This window comes from Pseudomonas sp. WT-JTC (assembly GCF_056711565.1).
Map to the genome: position 1 here is coordinate 221,899 of NZ_CM160042.1, position 18,455 is coordinate 240,353.

The following is an 18,455-nucleotide window of genomic DNA, read 5'->3' on the forward strand; positions in this document are numbered from 1 at the left end:
CAAGGTTGAAATCCTGTTCTAAGCTCTCTGTCGAGTTGTCCACAAAAAAGGCCAAGGAGTTTGCATGGCGGTTCCCGGACTGAAAGTACTAATGGCCTTGAGTGTCGTCACCCTGCTAACGGCGTGCGAGGAGAAAAAACCCGTGCAGGAATACCTGCCGCGGGTGTTCGTACAAATCGTCAAGCCAACGGATTACGCCGCCTCGGTCACCCTCACCGGCGATATCCAGGCGCGGGTACAGACGGAACTGTCTTTCCGTGTGGGCGGCAAGATCATCCAGCGCTCGGTTGACGTCGGTGATCGCGTGACCGCCAAGCAAGTGCTCGCCCGGCTCGATCCCAAGGATCTGCAGGCCAGTGTCGACTCGGCCCAGGCGCAAGTGGTCGCCGAACAGGCGCGGGTGAAGCAGAGTGCGGCGGCGTTCGTGCGTCAGCAAAAACTCTTGCCCAAGGGCTACACCAGTCAGAGCGAATATGATTCGGCCCAGGCTGCCTTGAACAGTAGCCAGAGTGCCTTGAGCGCTGCCCAGGCGCAGTTGGCCAATGCCAGGGATCAGTTGAGCTATACGGCGCTGGTCGCCGATGCGCCGGGGATCATTACCGAACGCCAGGCGGAAGTCGGTCAGGTGGTGCAGGCGACGATGCCGGTCTTCAGTCTGGCCCGGGACGGCGACCGGGATGCCGTGTTCAACGTCTATGAATCGCTGCTGGCCCATAAGCCGAAGGATCAGACCATTGTCCTGAGTCTGGTCGACAACCCCGCCATCAAAACCACTGGCACCGTACGTGAAGTCACCCCGTCGGTATCGGCGCAATCCGGCACCGTGCAGGTCAAGGTCGGCCTCGACAAACTGCCCGAGGGCATGCAATTGGGCTCGGTGGTGAGTGCCACGGCCAGGGGCTCGGGCAAGGCGGCCATCGAGCTGCCGTGGTCGGCGCTGACCAAGAACATCAGTAAACCTGCGGTCTGGATTGTCGACGACAAGGGCAAGGCCCAGTTGCATTCGGTGACGGTCGGCCGCTACCTGACCGGCAAGGTCATCATCAGCGACGGGTTGAAGGAAGGGGACAAAGTCATCGTCGCGGGCGGGCAGTTGTTGCACCCGGACATGGAAGTCGAGATTGCCGAAAACACCTACAAGGATCTGACCTGGGGAGCCAAGCCATGAAGCCTTTATGGGCGTTGTCCATCGGGCTGGTGCTGAGCGCCTGTTCCAAAAGCGAACCACCGCCGGCACCGGTACGGCCGGTGCTGTCGATCAAGGTCCAGACCTTGAATGAAGAGGACCTGGGCCGCTTCGCCGGCAGTATCCAGGCACGCTATGAAAGCAATACCGGGTTCCGCGTGGGCGGGCGAATCGCCAGTCGTAACGTCGATGTCGGCGCCGAGGTCGAGAAGGGGACGTTGCTCGCCACCCTCGATCCTTCCGATCAGCAGAACCAATTGCGTTCGGCTCAGGGTGATCTGTCGAAAATCCAGGCGCAACTGATCAACGCCAAGGCCACTGCCCAGCGTCAGCAAGCCTTGTTTGACCGTGGGGTTGGTGCGCAAGCGCAACTCGACGCGGCCAACACCGACCTGAAAACCACCCAGGCCTCCCTCGATCAGGCCCGGGCCGCCGTCAACCAGAGCAAGGACCAACTGGGCTACACCGAGTTGCGCGCCGATCATAAAGCCGTGGTCACCGCGTGGAGCGCCGAGGCCGGGCAAGTGGTCACGGCCGGCCAGCAAGTGGTGACCCTGGCGCAACCGGACATCAAGGAAGCGGTGATCGACCTGCCCGATACCCTGGTTGATCAACTGCCCAAAGATGTGGTGTTCCTGGTCGCGGTGCAACTTGATCCGAGCATCAACACCACGGCTGTCATCCGCGAAATCGAGCCTCAGGCTCAAAGCGCCACGCGCACTCGTCGCGCCCGCCTGACCCTGGCTGAAACGCCAGTCGGCTTTCGTCTGGGCACGGCAATCAGCGTCACCTTGAGCTCGGCGATCAAGCCGCGCATCGAGTTGCCTGTCACCGCGCTGCAGGAGGTGGATGGCAAGCCGCGCATCTGGGTGATTGATGCACAGAGTAAAACCGTCTCCCCCCGTGACATCACCGTGATCAGCCGCACCGGCAACACCGTGGTGCTGGCCGGCGGCGTGAAGAACGGCGAGCGGGTGGTCAGTGCCGGTGTCAACAGCCTCAAGCCGGGGCAACAAGTGAAAATCGACGAGGACAGTCAATGAAAGGGCCTTTCAACCTCTCGGAATGGGCCCTCAAGCATCAGTCGTTCATCTGGTATCTGATGTTCGTCGCGTTGCTGATGGGTGTGTTCTCGTACTTCAACCTTGGGCGTGAAGAAGACCCTTCGTTCACCATCAAGACCATGGTGATCCAGAGCAAATGGCCAGGGGCGACCCAGGAGGAAACCCTCGAGCAGATCACCGACCGGATCGAGAAAAAGCTCGAAGAGCTCGACTCCCTCGACTACGTGAAAAGTTACACGCGCCCAGGCGAGTCCACGGTGTACGTGTACCTGCGCGACACCACCAGTGCCAAGGACATCCCGGAAATCTGGTACCAGGTGCGCAAGAAGATCAACGACATCAAGTACCAGTTCCCGCAAGGCATACAGGGGCCGTCGTTCAACGACGAGTTCGGTGACGTCTTCGGGTCGATCTACGCCTTTACCGCTGACGGCCTGACCATGCGTCAGTTGCGCGACTACGTGGAACAGGCCCGCATGGAAATTCGCGGCGTGCCGGGGCTGGGCAAGATCGAGATGGTCGGCCAGCAGGACGAAGTGCTGTACCTGAACTTCTCCACGCGCAAACTCGCCGCGCTGGGCATAGATCAGCGTCAGGTGGTGCAGAGCCTGCAAACCCAGAACGCCGTGACCCCGGCAGGTGTCATCGAGGCCGGGCCGGAGCGGATTTCGGTGCGGACATCGGGGCAATTCGCTTCGGAGAAAGACCTGGCCGAGGTCAACCTCAAGCTCAACGACCGCTTTTATCGTCTGGCCGACATCGCCGAAATCAGCCGTGGCTACGTCGATCCGGCCTCGCCGGAATTCCGCTTCAACGGCAAGCCGGCCATCGGCCTGGCGATCGCCATGCAGAAGGGAGGCAACGTCCAGGCGTTCGGCAAGGCCTTGCATACCCGTATCGACGAGTTGACTGCCGACTTGCCGGTCGGTGTCGGCATCTACAACGTCTCCGACCAGGCCGTGGTGGTGGAGGAGGCCGTTGGCGGCTTTACCAGCGCGTTGTTCGAGGCGGTGGTGATCGTGCTGCTGGTCAGCTTCGTCAGCCTTGGCGTGCGCGCCGGGCTGGTGGTGGCGTGCTCGATCCCGCTGGTGCTGGCGATGGTCTTCGTGTTCATGGAATACAGCGGCATCACCATGCAGCGGATTTCCCTCGGTGCACTGATCATCGCCCTCGGCCTGCTGGTGGACGATGCGATGATCACCGTGGAAATGATGGTCACGCGCCTGGAATTGGGCGAAACCAAGGAGCAAGCGGCGACCTTCGCCTACACCTCCACGGCGTTCCCGATGCTCACCGGTACGCTGGTCACGGTGGCGGGCTTCGTGCCGATCGGCTTGAACGCCAGCTCCGCCGGCGAGTACACCTACACCCTGTTTGCGGTGATTGCCTGTGCGATGCTGGTGTCATGGGTGGTGGCGGTGCTGTTTGCGCCGGTGATCGGCGTGCACATCCTCAGCACCAACGTGAAACCCCATGAAGGCGAACCCGGGCGTATCGGCAAGGCGTTCAACGGCGGGCTGCTATGGTGCATGCGCAATCGCTGGTGGGCCATCGGCATCACCGTACTGTGCTTTGTACTGGCGGTGTTTGGCATGCGCTACGTGCAGAACCAGTTCTTCCCGTCTTCGGATCGACCGGAAATCCTCGTGGATCTGAACCTGCCGCAAAACGCCTCGATCGACGAAACCCGCCGGGCTGTCGACCGACTCGAGGCCACGCTCAAGGACGATCCGGACATCGTGCGCTGGAGCACTTACGTCGGTCAGGGCGCCATCCGCTTCTACCTGCCACTGGACCAGCAACTGCAAAACCCGTTTTACGCGCAGTTGGTGATCGTCAGCAAAGGCCATACCCGCGAGGCCATGATGCAGAAGCTTCGCGAGCGCTTGCGCAACGACTTCGTCGGCATCGGCAGTTATGTCCAGGCACTGGAAATGGGCCCGCCGGTAGGGCGTCCGATCCAGTACCGGGTCAGCGGCAAGGACATCGACCAAGTGCGCCGACATGCCATCGACCTGGCCACCGAGCTGGACAAGAACCCGCACGTTGGCGAGATCATCTACGACTGGAACGAGCCGGGCAAAGTCCTGCGCATCGACATCGCCCAGGACAAGGCGCGGCAGTTGGGGCTGTCTTCCGAGGATGTGGCCAACCTGATGAACAGCATCGTCAGCGGCCAGTCGGTGACCCAGGTCGATGACGACATCTATCTGATCAACGTGGTCGGGCGTGCGGTGGATTCCGAGCGCGGAACACCGGAAACCCTGCAGAACCTGCAAATCGTCACGCCTGGCGGCACGTCGATTCCACTGCTGGCGTTCGCCACGGTGCGCTACGAACTGGAACAGCCGCTGGTGTGGCGTCGCGATCGCCTGCCGACCATCACCATCAAGGCGGCGATACGCGACGAGATCCAGCCGACCGACCTGGTGAGAATCCTCAAACCGTCCATCGACGATTTCGCTGCCAAATTGCCGGCGGGCTACAAGGTCGCCACCGGTGGTACGGTGGAGGAAAGCGGCAAGGCCCAGGGACCGATTGCCAAGGTTGTGCCGCTGATGCTGTTTTTGATGGCGACCTTCCTGATGATCCAGTTGCACAGCGTGCAAAAGCTGTTCCTGGTGGCCAGCGTCGCGCCGCTGGGGCTGATCGGCGTGGTACTTGCGCTGGTGCCTACAGGTACGCCAATGGGCTTCGTGGCGATCCTCGGGATTCTGGCGCTGATCGGTATCATCATCCGTAACTCGGTGATCCTGGTGACCCAGATCGAGGAGTACGAGCAGAAGGGCTATACGCCGTGGGACTCGGTGGTGCAGGCCACCGAGCATCGACGTCGGCCGATCCTGCTGACCGCGGCAGCGGCGAGCATGGGGATGATCCCGATTGCCCGGGAAGTGTTCTGGGGGCCGATGGCCTACGCCATGATCGGCGGGATCGTCATCGCCACCTTGCTGACGCTGCTGTTTTTGCCGGCGCTGTATGTGGCCTGGTACAAGATTCGCGAGCCGAAGAAAGAGGTGCAGTAAGGGCGAGCGCTTCGCGCTCTGTTCGCGAGCAAGCCCGCTCCCACAGGGTTCAGCGCAATCCCTGTGGGAGCGGGCTTGCCCGCGAAGACGTCAGCACAACCACCGCAAATCTGCGGGCTTTACACCTTGCGCCAGACACTCGCCAACCAAGGCTGCTGCTCTCGCGGCAGCCCTGCCGGCCGGTAGTAATGCTCAAGCTCCACAAACCCCGCCTCGATCAACAATTGCTGCCAGGCCGCCAGGTCGTGGTACGACCCATAACGCGGCCCGTTCCAGCCTTCCTGATTCTCGCCACGGGGATTGGAACTGAACAACACGCCACCCGGTTTCAACGCTCCCCGCAACTGCTTCAACACCCGTGGCAATTCCTGGCGCGGAACATGAAACAGCGCCGCATTGGCAAAGATCCCGTCGAAACGCTCGGCCGGCAGATCGAGCTTCAGGAAGTCCTGTTGCCACACCTCGCAACCACTGTCTTCACGGGCCAACTGCGCGAGTTTTTCCGAGCCGTCGAGGCCGACTGCCTTGTGGCCCATGCGGGTGAACGTCTGCAAATCCCGGCCCGGTCCACAGCCAAAATCGAGAATGTCGAACGGCGCCTCGCCCTGAATGTGCCGTAACAGCGCATCAATGTTCTGGCTGACATCGTGATCGCGGGTTCCTTCACGGAAGCTTTCGGCGACCGCGTTGTAGTGGCCCAGGGTGGTGGAGGTGATCTGTTCGAGGTCGTCGGGTGTTTGTTTCATGGTTGGCTGCGCAGGCAAGTGGGATGGGTCGAATATACGCCATCGGTTGGGTGGCTGCTTTGCAGTGTGGATTCAACCGGTCGATGCAACACAACTAAATTCTGTGTGAGCAGAAGGAGTGTTGCAGATGAAGCAGAGACCTCGGATCTATTACACCGAAAGTCAGAAAAAACTGATGTGGGATCACTGGCAGAAAGGCGACTCTCTCCAGCACATCGCCCAACTATTTGATCGAAACCACTCATCGATACAGCGCATCTTGGCGGAGACCGGGGGGATCAGACCCGCTGTACGCCGCAGGTCCAGATTGGCGCTGACGTTGGCTGAACGCGAAGAGATTTCGCGTGCAGTGGTGGCAGGTAACTCGATCCGTTCCATAGCCGCGCTGCTAGGGCGAGCAGCCTCTACGATCAGTCGTGAGATCAGACGCAACGGTGGCCAAGGAGGCTACCGGGCTAATCGAGCGGATCAGGCGGCCTGGGATCGCGCCCATCGACCCAAGATCTGCAAGCTTGTTGAGCACCGAGCGGTGGCGCAAATTGTTGCAGGCAAGCTTCAAGTGCAGTGGTCACCGGAACAAATTGCCGGCTGGCTGAAGCGCACCTACCCGGACGATACGAGCTATCAGGTGTCACACGAGACGATCTATCGCACCCTCTTCATACAGGCTCGCGGGGCTCTGAAGAAGGAGTTGCTTGAGCATTTACGGCGAACGCGAGCCATGCGTCGCTCGCGCCATCACACGCAGAAGAAAGAAAATCACGGTCGAATCACAGACGCGGTATCGATCCGCGAACGCCCGGCCGCAGCTCAGGATCGGGCGGTGCCAGGTCACTGGGAAGGTGACCTGCTGTGCGGTAGCAGGAACAGCCAGATTGCCACTCTTGTGGAGCGTCATACCCGTTACGTAATGCTGGTGAAGTTGGCCGGTAAGGATACCGAGACGGTCATCAGCGCCCTGATCGAAAACGCCCGCGAACTTCCCGAGGAACTCTACCAATCGCTGACCTGGGATCGCGGCAAAGAGATGGCTGACCATAAGCGCTTTACGGTGGCTACCGACATCAAGGTCTACTTCTGCGACCCTCATCGTCCCTGGCAACGGGGATCGAATGAGAACACCAACGGGTTGTTAAGGCAGTACTTCCCGAAAGGGACCGACCTGGCGGAGCACTCGCAAGCCACGCTCAATGAAGTGGCAAGGCAGCTGAACAGCCGTCCTCGGAAAACACTAAACTACGAAACGCCCGCTGAACGATTTAGCCAATCTGTTGCATCGACCGGTTGAATCCACAAGCCATTCGCGAGCAAGCCCGCTCCCACAGGAGTACGCAGTCAACTGTGGGAGCGGGCTTGCTCGCGAAGGCGGTGGAACTGACAACAAATGACTCAGCCTTTTTTCATCCCCAGACATTCAATGGAGTGATCCACCATCGCCTTGGCAATCTCCAGCAGATGCCAGATCGAGAACACCATTGCACGATCAGCCCCCTTGAGTTGATCGCCACACTGATACGCCGTGACTGAAGCGCAACGCAGCAGATCGGCAACATAGAGCTGGGTGTCTTCGAAGCTCACGTCTTTGCTGACGTTGTAGAAGCGCAGTTCATCGGGCGCTGAGGGTTGCTTGCCGGTGAGGTGGAAATCAATGGCGCGGTAAAGCGAGGATCGATCCCTGAGCGGGTCTTCGGTGATGGTTTCGTTGTCGGGATTTTCGGGAGGTGGATCGGGAACGGATTTCTTCATTGGTAAAACTCCTGGAATTAATTGGAGCCAACCGATATCGCGACTAAACGAATAGGGGTGGCGGCTGCACGCAGGTTAGTCGACCGGTCTCCAGGCAATACCGGCGCACCCGAGGGTGCCCTGCGCACAGCCACCATAACTTTCAGGTAATAAACACCTGACACGAGGTGGCGCTGTGCGCCTGGAAAGATCCGGGCGACTAAACCCGATCACTGATGAGCAGTGACGGGCCGAGACTAGCCACCGGATTTGGCAGGCGCAAGCGAGCGAAATGATCTAGGAAATGTCCTGCAAAGGAAAGGGAACAGGCCTTCGGAAACGCTGATTTCTTTGTACGAAATATCACCAGGATCGCCACTCCTGTAGGAGCGAGCTTGCTCGCGAAAAGCCTGAGGGCGCCACGGGGAATCAGGTTCCCCGCGTTATCGTTGACCTCCATCGCGAGCAAGCTCGCTCCTACAGCGTTAGCGTTTATTCAACCCCCGCGCCAACCGATCACCCCCCAACTGAATCACCGCCACCAACGCCACCAGCAGCACAATCACCGTCAGCATGATCTGGCTATCAAAGCGCTGATACCCATACCGATACGCAATGTCCCCCAACCCACCTGCACCAATCGCCCCGGCCATGGCCGAGGAGTTGATCATCGTCACCAGGGTGATGGTGAACCCGCCGACAATCCCCGGCAGGGCTTCCGGCAACAACACATGCCAGACGATGTGCCAACGCCGGCAGCCCATGGCTTGCGCCGCTTCGATCAGTCCGTGATCGACCTCGCGCAAACTCACTTCAGCGATCCGCGCAAAGAACGGTGTAGCCGCGATGGTCAACGGCACCACGGCCGCCCAGACGCCGTAAGTGGTGCCGACAATAAGCCGCGTGAACGGAATCAAAGCGACCATCAGGATCAGGAAAGGCACCGAGCGGAACAAGTTCACGAATGCGCCCAGCGCGCGGTTCAGCGCCGGGGCTTCGTAGATGCCGCCCTTGGAACTGGTGACCAGGATCACAGCCAGCGGAATGCCCGCCAACAGCGCGATCAACGACGACACGCCGACCATCAGGAACGTGTCGATAAAACCCTGCAGCAAGCGATCAAACCACATAACCCAGTACCTCCACCTGTTGCGCCCAATGGCCGGCGCGTTGACGCAACTCTTCGGCACTGAGGGATGAGCCCGCCACCGACAGCAGCAGTTGCCCAAGCGCATGGCCCTGAATCCGTTCCACGCCGCCCTGCAGCAAGCGCACTTGGCCACCGAGCGCACTGAACAATGCCGCCAGGTCTGGTTCGTCGCGCTGGCTGCCGGTGAACTGCAAGCGCAGGACCACGGCGGCATCGGCGGATGTCGCTTGCGCCAACAGACGGCTTTGCAGCTCTGGCGGCAATGCGTGCTGCAACGGCGCCAGCAGCGTCTTGCTGACCTCATGCTGTGGATTGCCGAAGACCTCCCACACCGGCCCTTGCTCGACGATGCGGCCGTGTTCGAGCACGACCACCCGATCACAGATCTCGCGGATCACCGCCATCTCATGGGTGATCAAAACGATGGTCAGGCCCAGGCGCCGGTTGATCTCGCGCAGCAGGCCGAGGATCGATTGCGTGGTCTCCGGGTCGAGTGCCGAGGTGGCTTCGTCGCACAACAGGATTTGTGGGTCATGCACCAGCGCCCGGGCAATGCCCACGCGCTGTTTCTGCCCGCCGGACAATTGCGCCGGGTAAGCCTTGTGTTTGGTCTGCAAGCCGACCAGTTCCAGCAGTTCACGGACTTTCTGCTCGCGTTGTTCCTTGGGCACTCCAGCGACTTTCAACGGCAGCTCGACGTTCTGCCAAACGGTCTTGGCCGACATCAGGTTGAAGTGCTGGAAGATCATGCCGATGCGCCGACGCAGCGCCACCAGGCGGTCTTCGTCGAACTCGCCGATGTCCACCTGATCGATCAGCACCCGACCGCTGCTCGGTTGCTCCAGGCGATTGATGGTACGGATCAGCGACGACTTGCCGGCGCCGCTGCGGCCGATGATGCCGAACACTTCGCCGCGCTGGATTGCCAGGTCGATGCCGTGCAGGGCAGCCACCGGCCCTTGCTGGCCGTTGTAGGTCTTGCCCAGGCCGATGAAGCGGACGTGGGCATGGTTCAGCTCGGGATGCAGCTCGGTGCGTTCGGCACTTTGCGGCTCTGGAATCTCCAGTCGCCGTTGGATGGCGGCGGTCATGCTCAGCTTTCCCAGCCGGCTTGATAGAGCTTGCCGTGAGCTTTATCCAGCGCGGCGCGCACAGCGGGTGAGTGCTGGTAGATATCGACGAACTTGATCAGGCGCGGGTCGGTTTTGCTCTTGGGCTGGATCACGAACTGAATCACGTACTCCTTGTGATCGAGGCCATCGAACAGCAGCGCGGAGCCCGCATCGAAGGTTTTCGACAAGCGAATGTAGGCCGGGTAGCCCTGCACCAGATCGGCATCGTCATAGGCACGTACCAGTTGCACGGCTTCGACCTGGAGGATCTTGATGTGCTTCGGGTTGGCGATGATGTCTTCTTCGGTGGCCTTGTAGCCGACGCCGGGCTTGAGGGTGATCAGCCCGGCCTTGGCCAGCAGCTGCAAGCCTCGACCGCTGTTGATCGGGTCGTTGGCGATGGCCACGCTGGCGCTTTGCGGCAGTTCGTCGAAGCTTTTGTATTTTTTCGAGTAGAGGCCGACGTTGTTGATGATCCCCGGCGCGAAAGGCACCAGGTCGAAACCCGAAGCGGCCTTGGCGTTTTCCAGGAACGGAATGTGCTGGAAGTAGTTCACGTCGATGTCGCCGGCGGCGAGGCTGACGTTCGGTGCGATCCAGTCGGTGAATTCCACCAGCTCGACTTTCAGGCCTTGTTTGGAAGCCTCTTCGACGGCCGCTTCCAGGGGAATGGCGAAGGCGGCGGTGGTGCCGATTTTCAGCGGCGCGTCGGCGGCGAATGTCACCGAGCTGAACAGGCCGAGGGCCAGGGCCAGTGCTTTGACTGGGTGAGAGAGGTAGTGCTTTTTCATGATGAGTTTTCCAGTCAGTGCATTGATTTTTTGGTGTCTGGTGGGGCCTCTTCGCGAGCAAGCCCGCTCCCACATCTGGAATGCATTCCCCTGTGGGAGCGGGCTTGCTCGCGAAGCTTTTAGCGGCGGTAAGCCGAGCCGGTATGTTGCTCAGGCAAAAACGCCTCTCGCTGAAACAGCTTTTGACGCAAGGTGCCGCTGTCGTACGCCGTCTTGTACGACCCCCGCCGCTGCAACTCGGGAATCACCAGTTCAATGAAATCCTCATAGCTTTCCGGCGTGACGATGCGGGTCAGGTTGAAGCCATCCAGCCCGGTTTCGGCGATCCACGATTCCAGCTCATCGGCCACCTGTTCCGGGGAACCCACTACGGTGATGTAGCGACCGCCGAGGGCGTGTTGTTCGAGCAATTTGCGCCGGGTCCAGTCGTTGTTTTGCAGGTGTTTGGTGGCGGACTGGATCGCGTTGCTCTTTACGTACTGGATCGGTTCGTCGATTTCATACTGAGAAAAATCAATCCCGGTGGACGCCGAAAAATGCGCCACGCCGGCTTCGGCACTGGCGTAGCTCAGGTATTCGGCGTGCTTGGCCCAGGCTAGGTCTTCGGTGGCGCCGACGATCACATTCAGGCCCATGAACACCTTGATGTCCTCGGGGTTGCGTCCGGCGGCGACGGCGCTGGCGCGCACCTTGTCCACCTGCGCCTTGGTCGATGCCTTGGTCTGGCCGCTGATGAACACGCACTCGGCATGGCGCCCGGCGAACAGCAAGCCGCGATCCGAGCTGCCGGCCTGGAACAGCACCGGCGTGCGCTGCGGCGAGGGTTCACACAGGTGATAACCCTCGACCTGATAGAACTCGCCCTTGTGCTCGACCTTGTGCACTTTCTCAGGCTGCGCGTAGATCCGCTGCTGTCGATCGTTCAGCACCGCGCCGTTTTCCCAACTGCCTTCCCAGAGTTTGTAGAGCACCTCCAGGTACTCGTCGGCCTGGTCGTAGCGACGGTCATGCTCGACCTGTTCGCTCAGGCCCATGGCTTTGGCGGCGCTGTCGAGGTAGCCGGTGACGATGTTCCAGCCGACCCGGCCACGGCTCAGGTGATCCAGTGTCGACAGGCGTCGGGCGAACAGGTACGGCGCTTCGTAGGTGAGGTTGGCGGTCAGGCCGAAACCGAGGTTTTTCGTCACCGCGGCCATGGCCGACACCAGCAGCAGCGGGTCGTTGACCGGCAACTGGATCGACTCTTTCAACGGCACGTCCACCGAGTTCTGATAGACGTCGTAGACCCCGACGATGTCGGCGATGAACAGGCCGTCGAACAGCCCGCGCTCCAGCAACTGCGCCAGTTCGGTCCAGTATTCGAGGGTGTTGTACTGAGTCGAGTTATCTCGCGGATGGGTCCACAGACCATGGTTGATGTGCCCGATGCAGTTCATGTTGAACGCGTTGAGCAGGATCTTCTTTTTAGTGGCAGCCATCAGATGGTCCCCCGCAGTGGCGGGTTTTCATCGTTGAGGTAGTAATTACCTACGGCGTGGTACTTCCAGCGCACCGGATCGTGCAGGGTGTGCACCCGGGCGTTGCGCCAGTGACGGTCGAGGCTGTGTTCGATCAAGGTCGCCTGGCTGCCGGCCAGTTCGAACAGCGTGCTGCCGGCGGCCAGGGAGATTTCTGTGCTGATGGCGCGGGCTTCGGCGACGGCAATCGACGCGGCCGCGACGGTCTCGGCATGGGTGTCGGCCTGGGCCTTGTCGAGGTATTCGCCCGCACGCTCCAGCAGCGCCTCGGCGGCGTGCAGGCGAATGCTCAGGTGGCCGAAGCTCTTGAGGGTCAGCGGATCGTCCGTGGCTTTTTCGTGGGTAGCGTCGATCCATGGCCGGGTTTTCGTGCGCACGAAGTGCAGCGCATCTTCGTACGCGGCGCGGGCGATGCCAGTGTCGATGGCGGCATGGAGGATCTGCGCCAGTGGGCCAACCGTGGTAGGGCGCTCGAAGGCGCTTTGAAAGGGGATCACATCGTCAGCGGCAACAAACACATCTTCAAATACCACTGAGCCGCTGCCGGTGGTGCGCTGGCCGAAGCCGCTCCAGTCGTCGATCACACTCAGGCCCTTGCTGTTGCGCGGGACGAACGCCAGTTGCTGCACGCCATTTTCATCCACCACCGAGGTGGGAATGCGCTGGGCGTAAATCGCGCCGGTGGCGTAGAACTTGCGACCATTGATGCGATAGCCGCTGCCGTCGCGGGTCAGGCTGGTGACGCGATCGTGGGCGGTTTTGGTGCCGAGTTCGGCCAATGCATTGCCGAAGCGCTGGCCGGCCAATACTTCGGCATAAAGACGTTTTTTCTGCTCGTGGTTGCCGTTCACCCGCAGCACTTCGAGGGCATAAAAATGGTTTTGCGGGATTTGCCCAAGCGAGCCGTCGGCCTGGGCAATCAATGCGATGACCTTGGCCAGGGTGACGTTGGAAGCGCCGGCGCCGCCATACTCTTTCGGCACGCTGATGCCCCACAGGCCCGAGCGGGAAAACACTTCCAGCTCCGGGTGTGGCAAGCGGCGCTCGCGGTCGCGCAAGGCGCTGTCGCGTTTGAAGTCTTCGGCCAGGTCGCTGGCAATGATCAGGGCTTGTTCATCGCTGGTGATGACCGCGACGTGCTGATAATTTGTCATGTTGTTCTCCAGATGTCTGGTCGTCAGATCCAGGAATGCCGATTAGGCAACGTGCCGTTGAGGCGATAGGCGCCGATGGCGTGATACTTCCAGCGCACCGGATCGTGCAGGGTGTGCACGCGGGCATTGCGCCAGTGACGGTCGAGGTTGAATTCGGCGAGGGTCGCGCGGCTGCCGGCCAGTTCGAACAGCTTTTCACTGGCCAGCAGCGAGATCTCGGTGGTCAGCACCTTGGCTTCGGCCACGGCAATCGAGGCGCGGGCGGCTGACTCGGCGGTGAGCGGCGCGGCGCTGACCTGATCAAGCACCTGTCCGGCCTTGCGCAGCAGCGCTTCGGCGGCGTGCAATTCAATTTTCAACTTGCCAATATCGGCGATCACGTACAGGTCATCACCGGCCCGCTCGACCTTGGCGTCGATCCATGGCCGGGCGCGGGTTTTCACGAAGTCGATGGCGTCGTCGATGGCGCCTCGGGCGATACCGGCGTCGATGGCCGCTTGAATCAGTTGGGAGACGGCCCCCTGAATGTTCGGCGTGTCGTTGATCTTCCAGTTATCCACAACCAGTTCGGAGTCGACTCGCACGTTGTTGAGCAAAATCGTGCCGCTGGCGGTGGTGCGCTGACCAAAACCGGACCAGTCATCGACGATGCGCAATCCCGGCGTGCCACGACGGATGAACGCCAGCACCTGCCTGCCGTCGTCATTCAATGCCTTGACCGCGACCCAATGGGCGAACAGGGCACCGGTGGAATAGAACTTCTGACCGTTGAGGACACCGTCGGCGGTCAGGCGTGCCTTCAGTTCCAAGGTGTTTTTGGTGCCGCGTTCCGGCCCGGCATTGCCGATGCGCCAGCCATCAAGAACGCTTTTGAACAGTTGTTGTTTCTGCGTTTCGGTTGCGCTGCCGAGGATCAGGTTGAGAATGCCGAACTGGTTCTGCGGGATCTGCCCAAGCGCCGGGTCGGCGGCGGAAATGATCGCGAAGACCTCGGCCAGGGTGACGAACGAAACTTGCGGGCCACCGTACTCGCGGGGGATGGAAATGCTGCCCAGGCCGCTGCGGGTGAACTGTTCGATTTCAGACCATGGGAGCTTGCGCTGCTGGTCTCGTTTGGCCGCTTGCAGGCGGGCGGCTTGCGCCAGCTCGTGGGCGGCCTTGATGGCTTGGGCATCGTTGCGCAAGACTTGTGCGGGCAACAACAGGGGGGCGACGTCCAGGTCACTCTGGACGATTGCATCTGCCAGACTGGACATCAGTGCCGCTCCTTGGCTGCACGCAATGCCCTGGCGATCTGCACTGGGGTGATTGTGTTCCGGACCATACCTACCTCACATCTCATGGAAGCGCCGCTTGTGGCGGCGCATGAAAACAAGAATGTCCGGTGGTCCGGTGTATATACCCTAAACGCGTATAAATAATTTATGAACTAACTTTTAGGAATATGGATAGAAGGATGATCCCGCTGATGTGAGTGGCCCCTGTATTCATTGCTTGCGGGATTCGGCTGCCTTGAGCATTTTTTTCGGGGGGACTTTCAGATAAGGATTGGCGCAACCGATCTTTAGCGTGCGGGGCGGTGCCCAGCGGGAGTTGTTGCCCACCCTGTCGAGAATGCAGTAGGTCACTTCCAGCCGCAGATCTTCGCCGGCTTCGAGGATGATGGCTGGCGGTATCCAGACCTGGATCGGTTGGCCGACATCGGCGGGCTCGAGTCGTGGCAGGTCCATGCGCACATCGCCCCAGCGCAGGGTGATTTCGTCGTCGACGGCCATGTTCAGGTACGGCTCGATGGTCAAGGGAACACCGCGTTTGACCTGACTCGTATTGACCCCCTGACGGCGAATCGCCTCGGGAATGTTCACCGGTGCCAGGCACTGGTTTTCATCGCCGCACAACGCGGAGGGTTGGCCGCCCGGGCAGTCGAGTTTGATCTGCACGTTGCGGCTGGCCGATATCGCCGGGCCCCGGCCAACTTGCATGACCCGGTAGTGAATGCTCGAAGTACCGTTGGCGACAAAACTTTCAGGCACCCTTAGCTGCACCGGTTGGCCGACATCGCTGGCCGTCAGTACGCGGGAGGCCACGTAGCAGTTGTCCCAGAACAGTTCTATCAGGTCGCCTGCATCCATGGCGGGGTAGGGCGCCACATCGATCAGCAGGTGCGCCGCGCAAGTGACGTTGATGCCGGTCTTGTTGGATTGCGCCAGGGTCGGGGCCGCAAGCGCGGATTTGTTCGAGGTGCTTTTCATGAAGTCTCCTTGAAGTCTTGCAACGAAGTCCGTTTCTGGAATATCAAAAAACTAAAAATCGAAGCGAAAAAAACCATTCATTACTTCGAGTTGAAATAATGATTCAAGCGTGATGAATGTTGCTGGCAGGAGACTAGATAAGAGCCATGAAGATCAGGTGTCAATAAGAAATATTAGTTATGATTGGTGTGTGTTGCTATTCAGAAAGTTCCTACACTCCCAAGTAAATAAACCATGTCCGCGTGTCGTATTTGTCTGCTGAAAACGGCGAGATACAGGCGTTTTTGTGCAAGTCGTAGGCGCAGTCCTGCCATGAGGAGCCTGATTGGCTCAGCACTGTTTAATTGTTGCGATGCATATATATGTACCGCGTGTGCGTACAGGATATGCGTGTCGAATGGATGAGTTTTGTTTGGTATTTATGAGGTGTATTTCGAGGGGTGTCACTTCCATCCATGGAAGTTTACCGTTGTTGTGCAGGGTTGTTAGTTGTGAGCGTTATTCAGGAACTTGCTCAGGAACTGTTTGGTTCGCTCTTCTTTCGGGTTGGCAAACAACGCCTTCGCTTCGCCTTGCTCGACGATCACGCCCTTGTCGAAAAACACCACCCGGTTGGCCACGTCCCGGGCAAAACCCATTTCGTGGGTGACGATCACCATGGTGCGTTTCTCTTCGGCCAGGCCGCGGATGGTCGCCAACACTTCGCCCACCAACTCCGGGTCGAGGGCCGAGGTCGGCTCATCGAACAGGATCACTTCGGGCTCCATCGCCAGCGCCCGGGCAATCGCCACGCGCTGTTGCTGGCCACCGGAGAGGCGACGCGGGTAAGCGTCCTCCTTGCCCGCCAGGCCGACCTTGGCCAAGAGCTTTTTACCCAGGGAAACGGCGTCGGCGCGCGGGGTCTTTTTCACCACGATCGGGCCTTCGATGACGTTTTCCAGGGCGGTGCGATGGGGGAACAGGTTGAAGTTCTGGAACACGAAACCTACGTGCTGGCGCAAGCGCCGCACCAGACTCTGCTGCTGGTTCAGGGGACGGCTGGTATCGATCTCGATATCACCGACCTTGATCCGGCCGCTGGTGGGTTCTTCCAGAAAATTCAGGCAACGCAGGAAGGTGGTCTTGCCCGAACCGCTTGGGCCGATGATTGCTACCACCTCGCCTTCCTTGACCTCAAGATCGATGCCGTTGAGCACGACTTGACCCTTGAACTGCTTTGTCAGTTTTTCCACGACAATCATCGGGTCAGGACTCCTGGTCGTGCCGATTGACCCGCGCTTCCAACTGGTTCTGCAGGTGCGACAGCACCGTGGCCAGGACCCAGTAGATCAGTGCGGCGGCAAGATACATGGTGAAGATTTCGAAGGTACGGGCAGTGATCAGTTGCGCCTGGCGGAACAGTTCCGGCACCTGGATGGTAGCGGCCAGCGCCGTGTCCTTGACCAGCGAAATGAAGCTGTTGCCCAGCGGCGGCAATGCGGTGCGCATTGCCTGCGGCAGGATGGCCCGGCGCAGGGTTTGCGCACGGGTCATGCCGATGCTGGCAGCAGCTTCCCACTGGCCGCGCTCGATGGAGCTGATCGCGGCACGCAGGATTTCACAGGCGTAGGCGGCCATGTTCAGCGAGAAGCCGATCAGGGCCGCCGGCAGCGGATCGAGTTCCAGACCCAATTGCGGTAAGCCGTAATAGATCACGAACAGTTGCACCAGCAACGGCGTGCCGCGAAAGAACGACACGTAGATGCGGGCGATCCAGCTCACCAGTTTGAAACGCGACAGGCGCATCAACGCCAGGCCGAACCCCATCACCAGGCCGAAGAACATCCCGCCCAGGCTCAAGATCACTGTGTAGTACGCGCCCTTGAGCAGAAAGGGCACGGAGTCCAGTGCGAGTTGAAAAGCTTCTTCCATTATTGAGTGACGTCAGCGCTGAAGTATTTTTCCGAAAGCTTTTTCAGCGTACCGTCGGCGCGCAGCTTGTCGATGGCTTTGTTCACGGCTGCCAGCAGTTCAGGCTCGCCTTTGCGCAGGGCAATGCCGGCTTCCTGACGGGAGAACGCATCACCGGCGGCGGTGGTGTCCTTGGCTTTCTTGGCGTATTCCAGCGCGGCCAGGCGGTCGATCAGAATGGCGTCGATGCGGCCGACACGCAGATCCTGGAACTTGGTCGGATCATCTTCGTAGGTGCGGATGTCAGCCTTGGGCACATTTTCTTTCACCCACTGCTCGTAGTTGGTGCCCAGACCTACGCCGACTTTCTTGCCAGACAGGTCAGCGGCGGACTTGATGTTCAGCTCGGCGGCCTTCTTCGTCAGCACCAGCGCTTGAATCCCGGAAACGGTGTACGGCTCGGAGAAGTCATACTTCTTCTTGCGCTCTTCGGAGATGGTCACCTGGTTGATGACCGCGTCCAGGCGCTTGGACTCCAGGGCGGCGAGGATGCCGTCCCATTTGGTCGGTTGCAGCTTGACCTTCACGCCCAGCTCTTTGGCCAGGGCTTCGGAGAACTCGACTTCGAAGCCGGCCAGTTTGCCGTCGGCGTCGACGAAACTGAACGGTGGGTAAGTGCCTTCCAGGCCAACGTTGATCACGCCGGCGTCTTTGATTTTTTGCAGTTGCTCACCGGCAACGGCTTGGCCAATCAGGCCAGCGCTCAGTGCCAGGCCCAGCGAGCCCACCAGCAGATTGCGACGTAGTGCGGAAAAATTCATGACAAGCCCCTGTGTTTTCTT

The 18,455-nt window shown here is 60.1% G+C and carries 16 protein-coding genes; 4 read left to right on the top strand and 12 right to left on the bottom strand.

Annotation, left to right across the window (positions count from 1 at the left end):
* Positions 1-64 precede the first annotated feature (64 nt).
* The 3 genes from AC06G5_RS00960 to AC06G5_RS00970 are packed head-to-tail and all read left to right on the top strand — an operon-like array spanning position 65 to position 5,276.
* Positions 65-1,168: an efflux RND transporter periplasmic adaptor subunit gene (locus tag AC06G5_RS00960; protein ID WP_413425079.1), complete on the top strand. Its 1,104-nt coding sequence runs from the start codon at positions 65-67 to the stop codon at positions 1,166-1,168.
* Complete coding sequence (locus AC06G5_RS00965) at positions 1,165-2,229, top strand: efflux RND transporter periplasmic adaptor subunit (RefSeq protein ID WP_413425077.1); 1,065 nt, start codon at positions 1,165-1,167, stop codon at positions 2,227-2,229. Before AC06G5_RS00960 ends, AC06G5_RS00965 begins: the two co-directional genes overlap by 4 nt.
* Positions 2,226-5,276 (top strand): efflux RND transporter permease subunit, encoded by a 3,051-nt coding sequence (locus AC06G5_RS00970; protein WP_413425075.1) that lies wholly within the window; start codon positions 2,226-2,228, stop codon positions 5,274-5,276. Before AC06G5_RS00965 ends, AC06G5_RS00970 begins: the two co-directional genes overlap by 4 nt.
* A gap of 119 nt (positions 5,277-5,395) precedes the next feature.
* Here AC06G5_RS00970 and AC06G5_RS00975 read toward each other — a convergent pair whose 3' ends face one another.
* The gene (locus tag AC06G5_RS00975) at positions 5,396-6,022 is read right to left on the bottom strand and encodes a class I SAM-dependent methyltransferase (protein ID WP_413425073.1); all 627 of its coding nucleotides are present in this window, start codon (positions 6,020-6,022) and stop codon (positions 5,396-5,398) included.
* Positions 6,023-6,149: 127 nt separating this feature from the next.
* On the opposite strand from AC06G5_RS00975, the gene AC06G5_RS00980 reads away from it, so the two are divergent.
* Positions 6,150-7,310 (top strand): IS30 family transposase, encoded by a 1,161-nt coding sequence (locus AC06G5_RS00980; RefSeq protein WP_480457619.1) that lies wholly within the window; start codon positions 6,150-6,152, stop codon positions 7,308-7,310.
* Between the two features lie 101 nt (positions 7,311-7,411).
* Here the strand turns inward: AC06G5_RS00980 and AC06G5_RS00985 are convergent, their stop codons facing one another.
* From AC06G5_RS00985 to tcyJ, 11 genes are all read right to left on the bottom strand, one after another.
* On the bottom strand, positions 7,412-7,768 hold the full coding sequence (locus tag AC06G5_RS00985) for a DUF6124 family protein (protein WP_413425071.1): 357 nt from the start codon (positions 7,766-7,768) through the stop codon (positions 7,412-7,414).
* A 464-nt stretch (positions 7,769-8,232) separates the two neighbouring features.
* Positions 8,233-8,877 carry a methionine ABC transporter permease gene (locus AC06G5_RS00990; protein WP_007972909.1) on the bottom strand — a complete coding sequence of 215 codons (645 nt, stop codon included), beginning with the start codon at positions 8,875-8,877 and terminating at the stop codon, positions 8,233-8,235.
* Positions 8,867-9,988 carry a methionine ABC transporter ATP-binding protein gene (locus tag AC06G5_RS00995; protein WP_480458868.1) on the bottom strand — a complete coding sequence of 374 codons (1,122 nt, stop codon included), beginning with the start codon at positions 9,986-9,988 and terminating at the stop codon, positions 8,867-8,869. Before AC06G5_RS00995 ends, AC06G5_RS00990 begins: the two co-directional genes overlap by 11 nt.
* A gap of 2 nt (positions 9,989-9,990) precedes the next feature.
* Positions 9,991-10,800, bottom strand: a complete 810-nt coding sequence (locus tag AC06G5_RS01000; RefSeq protein WP_480458871.1) for a MetQ/NlpA family ABC transporter substrate-binding protein — start codon at positions 10,798-10,800, stop codon at positions 9,991-9,993.
* Between the two features lie 119 nt (positions 10,801-10,919).
* The gene (locus AC06G5_RS01005; RefSeq protein WP_413425065.1) at positions 10,920-12,278 is read right to left on the bottom strand and encodes an LLM class flavin-dependent oxidoreductase; all 1,359 of its coding nucleotides are present in this window, start codon (positions 12,276-12,278) and stop codon (positions 10,920-10,922) included.
* Positions 12,278-13,471, bottom strand: a complete 1,194-nt coding sequence (locus AC06G5_RS01010) for an SfnB family sulfur acquisition oxidoreductase (RefSeq protein ID WP_413425063.1) — start codon at positions 13,469-13,471, stop codon at positions 12,278-12,280. The genes AC06G5_RS01005 and AC06G5_RS01010 overlap by 1 nt, the downstream gene beginning before the upstream one ends.
* Before the next feature lie 23 nt (positions 13,472-13,494).
* On the bottom strand, positions 13,495-14,727 hold the full coding sequence (locus AC06G5_RS01015) for an SfnB family sulfur acquisition oxidoreductase (protein WP_413703740.1): 1,233 nt from the start codon (positions 14,725-14,727) through the stop codon (positions 13,495-13,497).
* Positions 14,728-14,958: 231 nt separating this feature from the next.
* Positions 14,959-15,723 carry a hypothetical protein gene (locus tag AC06G5_RS01020; protein ID WP_413425059.1) on the bottom strand — a complete coding sequence of 255 codons (765 nt, stop codon included), beginning with the start codon at positions 15,721-15,723 and terminating at the stop codon, positions 14,959-14,961.
* A 485-nt stretch (positions 15,724-16,208) separates the two neighbouring features.
* Positions 16,209-16,964: an L-cystine ABC transporter ATP-binding protein TcyN gene (tcyN, locus tag AC06G5_RS01025; protein WP_413425057.1), complete on the bottom strand. Its 756-nt coding sequence runs from the start codon at positions 16,962-16,964 to the stop codon at positions 16,209-16,211.
* A 4-nt stretch (positions 16,965-16,968) separates the two neighbouring features.
* Positions 16,969-17,634 carry a cystine ABC transporter permease gene (tcyL, locus tag AC06G5_RS01030; RefSeq protein WP_007972897.1) on the bottom strand — a complete coding sequence of 222 codons (666 nt, stop codon included), beginning with the start codon at positions 17,632-17,634 and terminating at the stop codon, positions 16,969-16,971.
* Positions 17,634-18,434, bottom strand: a complete 801-nt coding sequence (gene tcyJ / locus AC06G5_RS01035; RefSeq protein ID WP_413425055.1) for a cystine ABC transporter substrate-binding protein — start codon at positions 18,432-18,434, stop codon at positions 17,634-17,636. The genes tcyL and tcyJ overlap by 1 nt, the downstream gene beginning before the upstream one ends.
* Positions 18,435-18,455: the final 21 nt, after the last annotated feature.

Bases quoted from the DNA above. Each gene is read 5' to 3' on its own strand.
- tcyN (WP_413425057.1), bottom strand. From the start codon at position 16,964: ATGATTGTCGTGGAAAAACTGACAAAGCAGTTCAAGGGTCAAGTCGTG.
- AC06G5_RS00970 (WP_413425075.1), top strand. From the start codon at position 2,226: ATGAAAGGGCCTTTCAACCTCTCGGAATGGGCCCTCAAGCATCAGTCG.
- AC06G5_RS00965 (WP_413425077.1), top strand. From the start codon at position 1,165: ATGAAGCCTTTATGGGCGTTGTCCATCGGGCTGGTGCTGAGCGCCTGT.
- AC06G5_RS00975 (WP_413425073.1), bottom strand. From the start codon at position 6,022: ATGAAACAAACACCCGACGACCTCGAACAGATCACCTCCACCACCCTG.
- AC06G5_RS01000 (WP_480458871.1), bottom strand. From the start codon at position 10,800: ATGAAAAAGCACTACCTCTCTCACCCAGTCAAAGCACTGGCCCTGGCC.
- AC06G5_RS01010 (WP_413425063.1), bottom strand. From the start codon at position 13,471: ATGACAAATTATCAGCACGTCGCGGTCATCACCAGCGATGAACAAGCC.
- AC06G5_RS00995 (WP_480458868.1), bottom strand. From the start codon at position 9,988: ATGACCGCCGCCATCCAACGGCGACTGGAGATTCCAGAGCCGCAAAGT.
- AC06G5_RS00980 (WP_480457619.1), top strand. From the start codon at position 6,150: ATGAAGCAGAGACCTCGGATCTATTACACCGAAAGTCAGAAAAAACTG.
- tcyJ (WP_413425055.1), bottom strand. From the start codon at position 18,434: ATGAATTTTTCCGCACTACGTCGCAATCTGCTGGTGGGCTCGCTGGGC.
- AC06G5_RS01020 (WP_413425059.1), bottom strand. From the start codon at position 15,723: ATGAAAAGCACCTCGAACAAATCCGCGCTTGCGGCCCCGACCCTGGCG.
- tcyL (WP_007972897.1), bottom strand. From the start codon at position 17,634: ATGGAAGAAGCTTTTCAACTCGCACTGGACTCCGTGCCCTTTCTGCTC.
- AC06G5_RS00985 (WP_413425071.1), bottom strand. From the start codon at position 7,768: ATGAAGAAATCCGTTCCCGATCCACCTCCCGAAAATCCCGACAACGAA.
- AC06G5_RS01015 (WP_413703740.1), bottom strand. From the start codon at position 14,727: ATGTCCAGTCTGGCAGATGCAATCGTCCAGAGTGACCTGGACGTCGCC.
- AC06G5_RS01005 (WP_413425065.1), bottom strand. From the start codon at position 12,278: ATGGCTGCCACTAAAAAGAAGATCCTGCTCAACGCGTTCAACATGAAC.
- AC06G5_RS00960 (WP_413425079.1), top strand. From the start codon at position 65: ATGGCGGTTCCCGGACTGAAAGTACTAATGGCCTTGAGTGTCGTCACC.
- AC06G5_RS00990 (WP_007972909.1), bottom strand. From the start codon at position 8,877: ATGTGGTTTGATCGCTTGCTGCAGGGTTTTATCGACACGTTCCTGATG.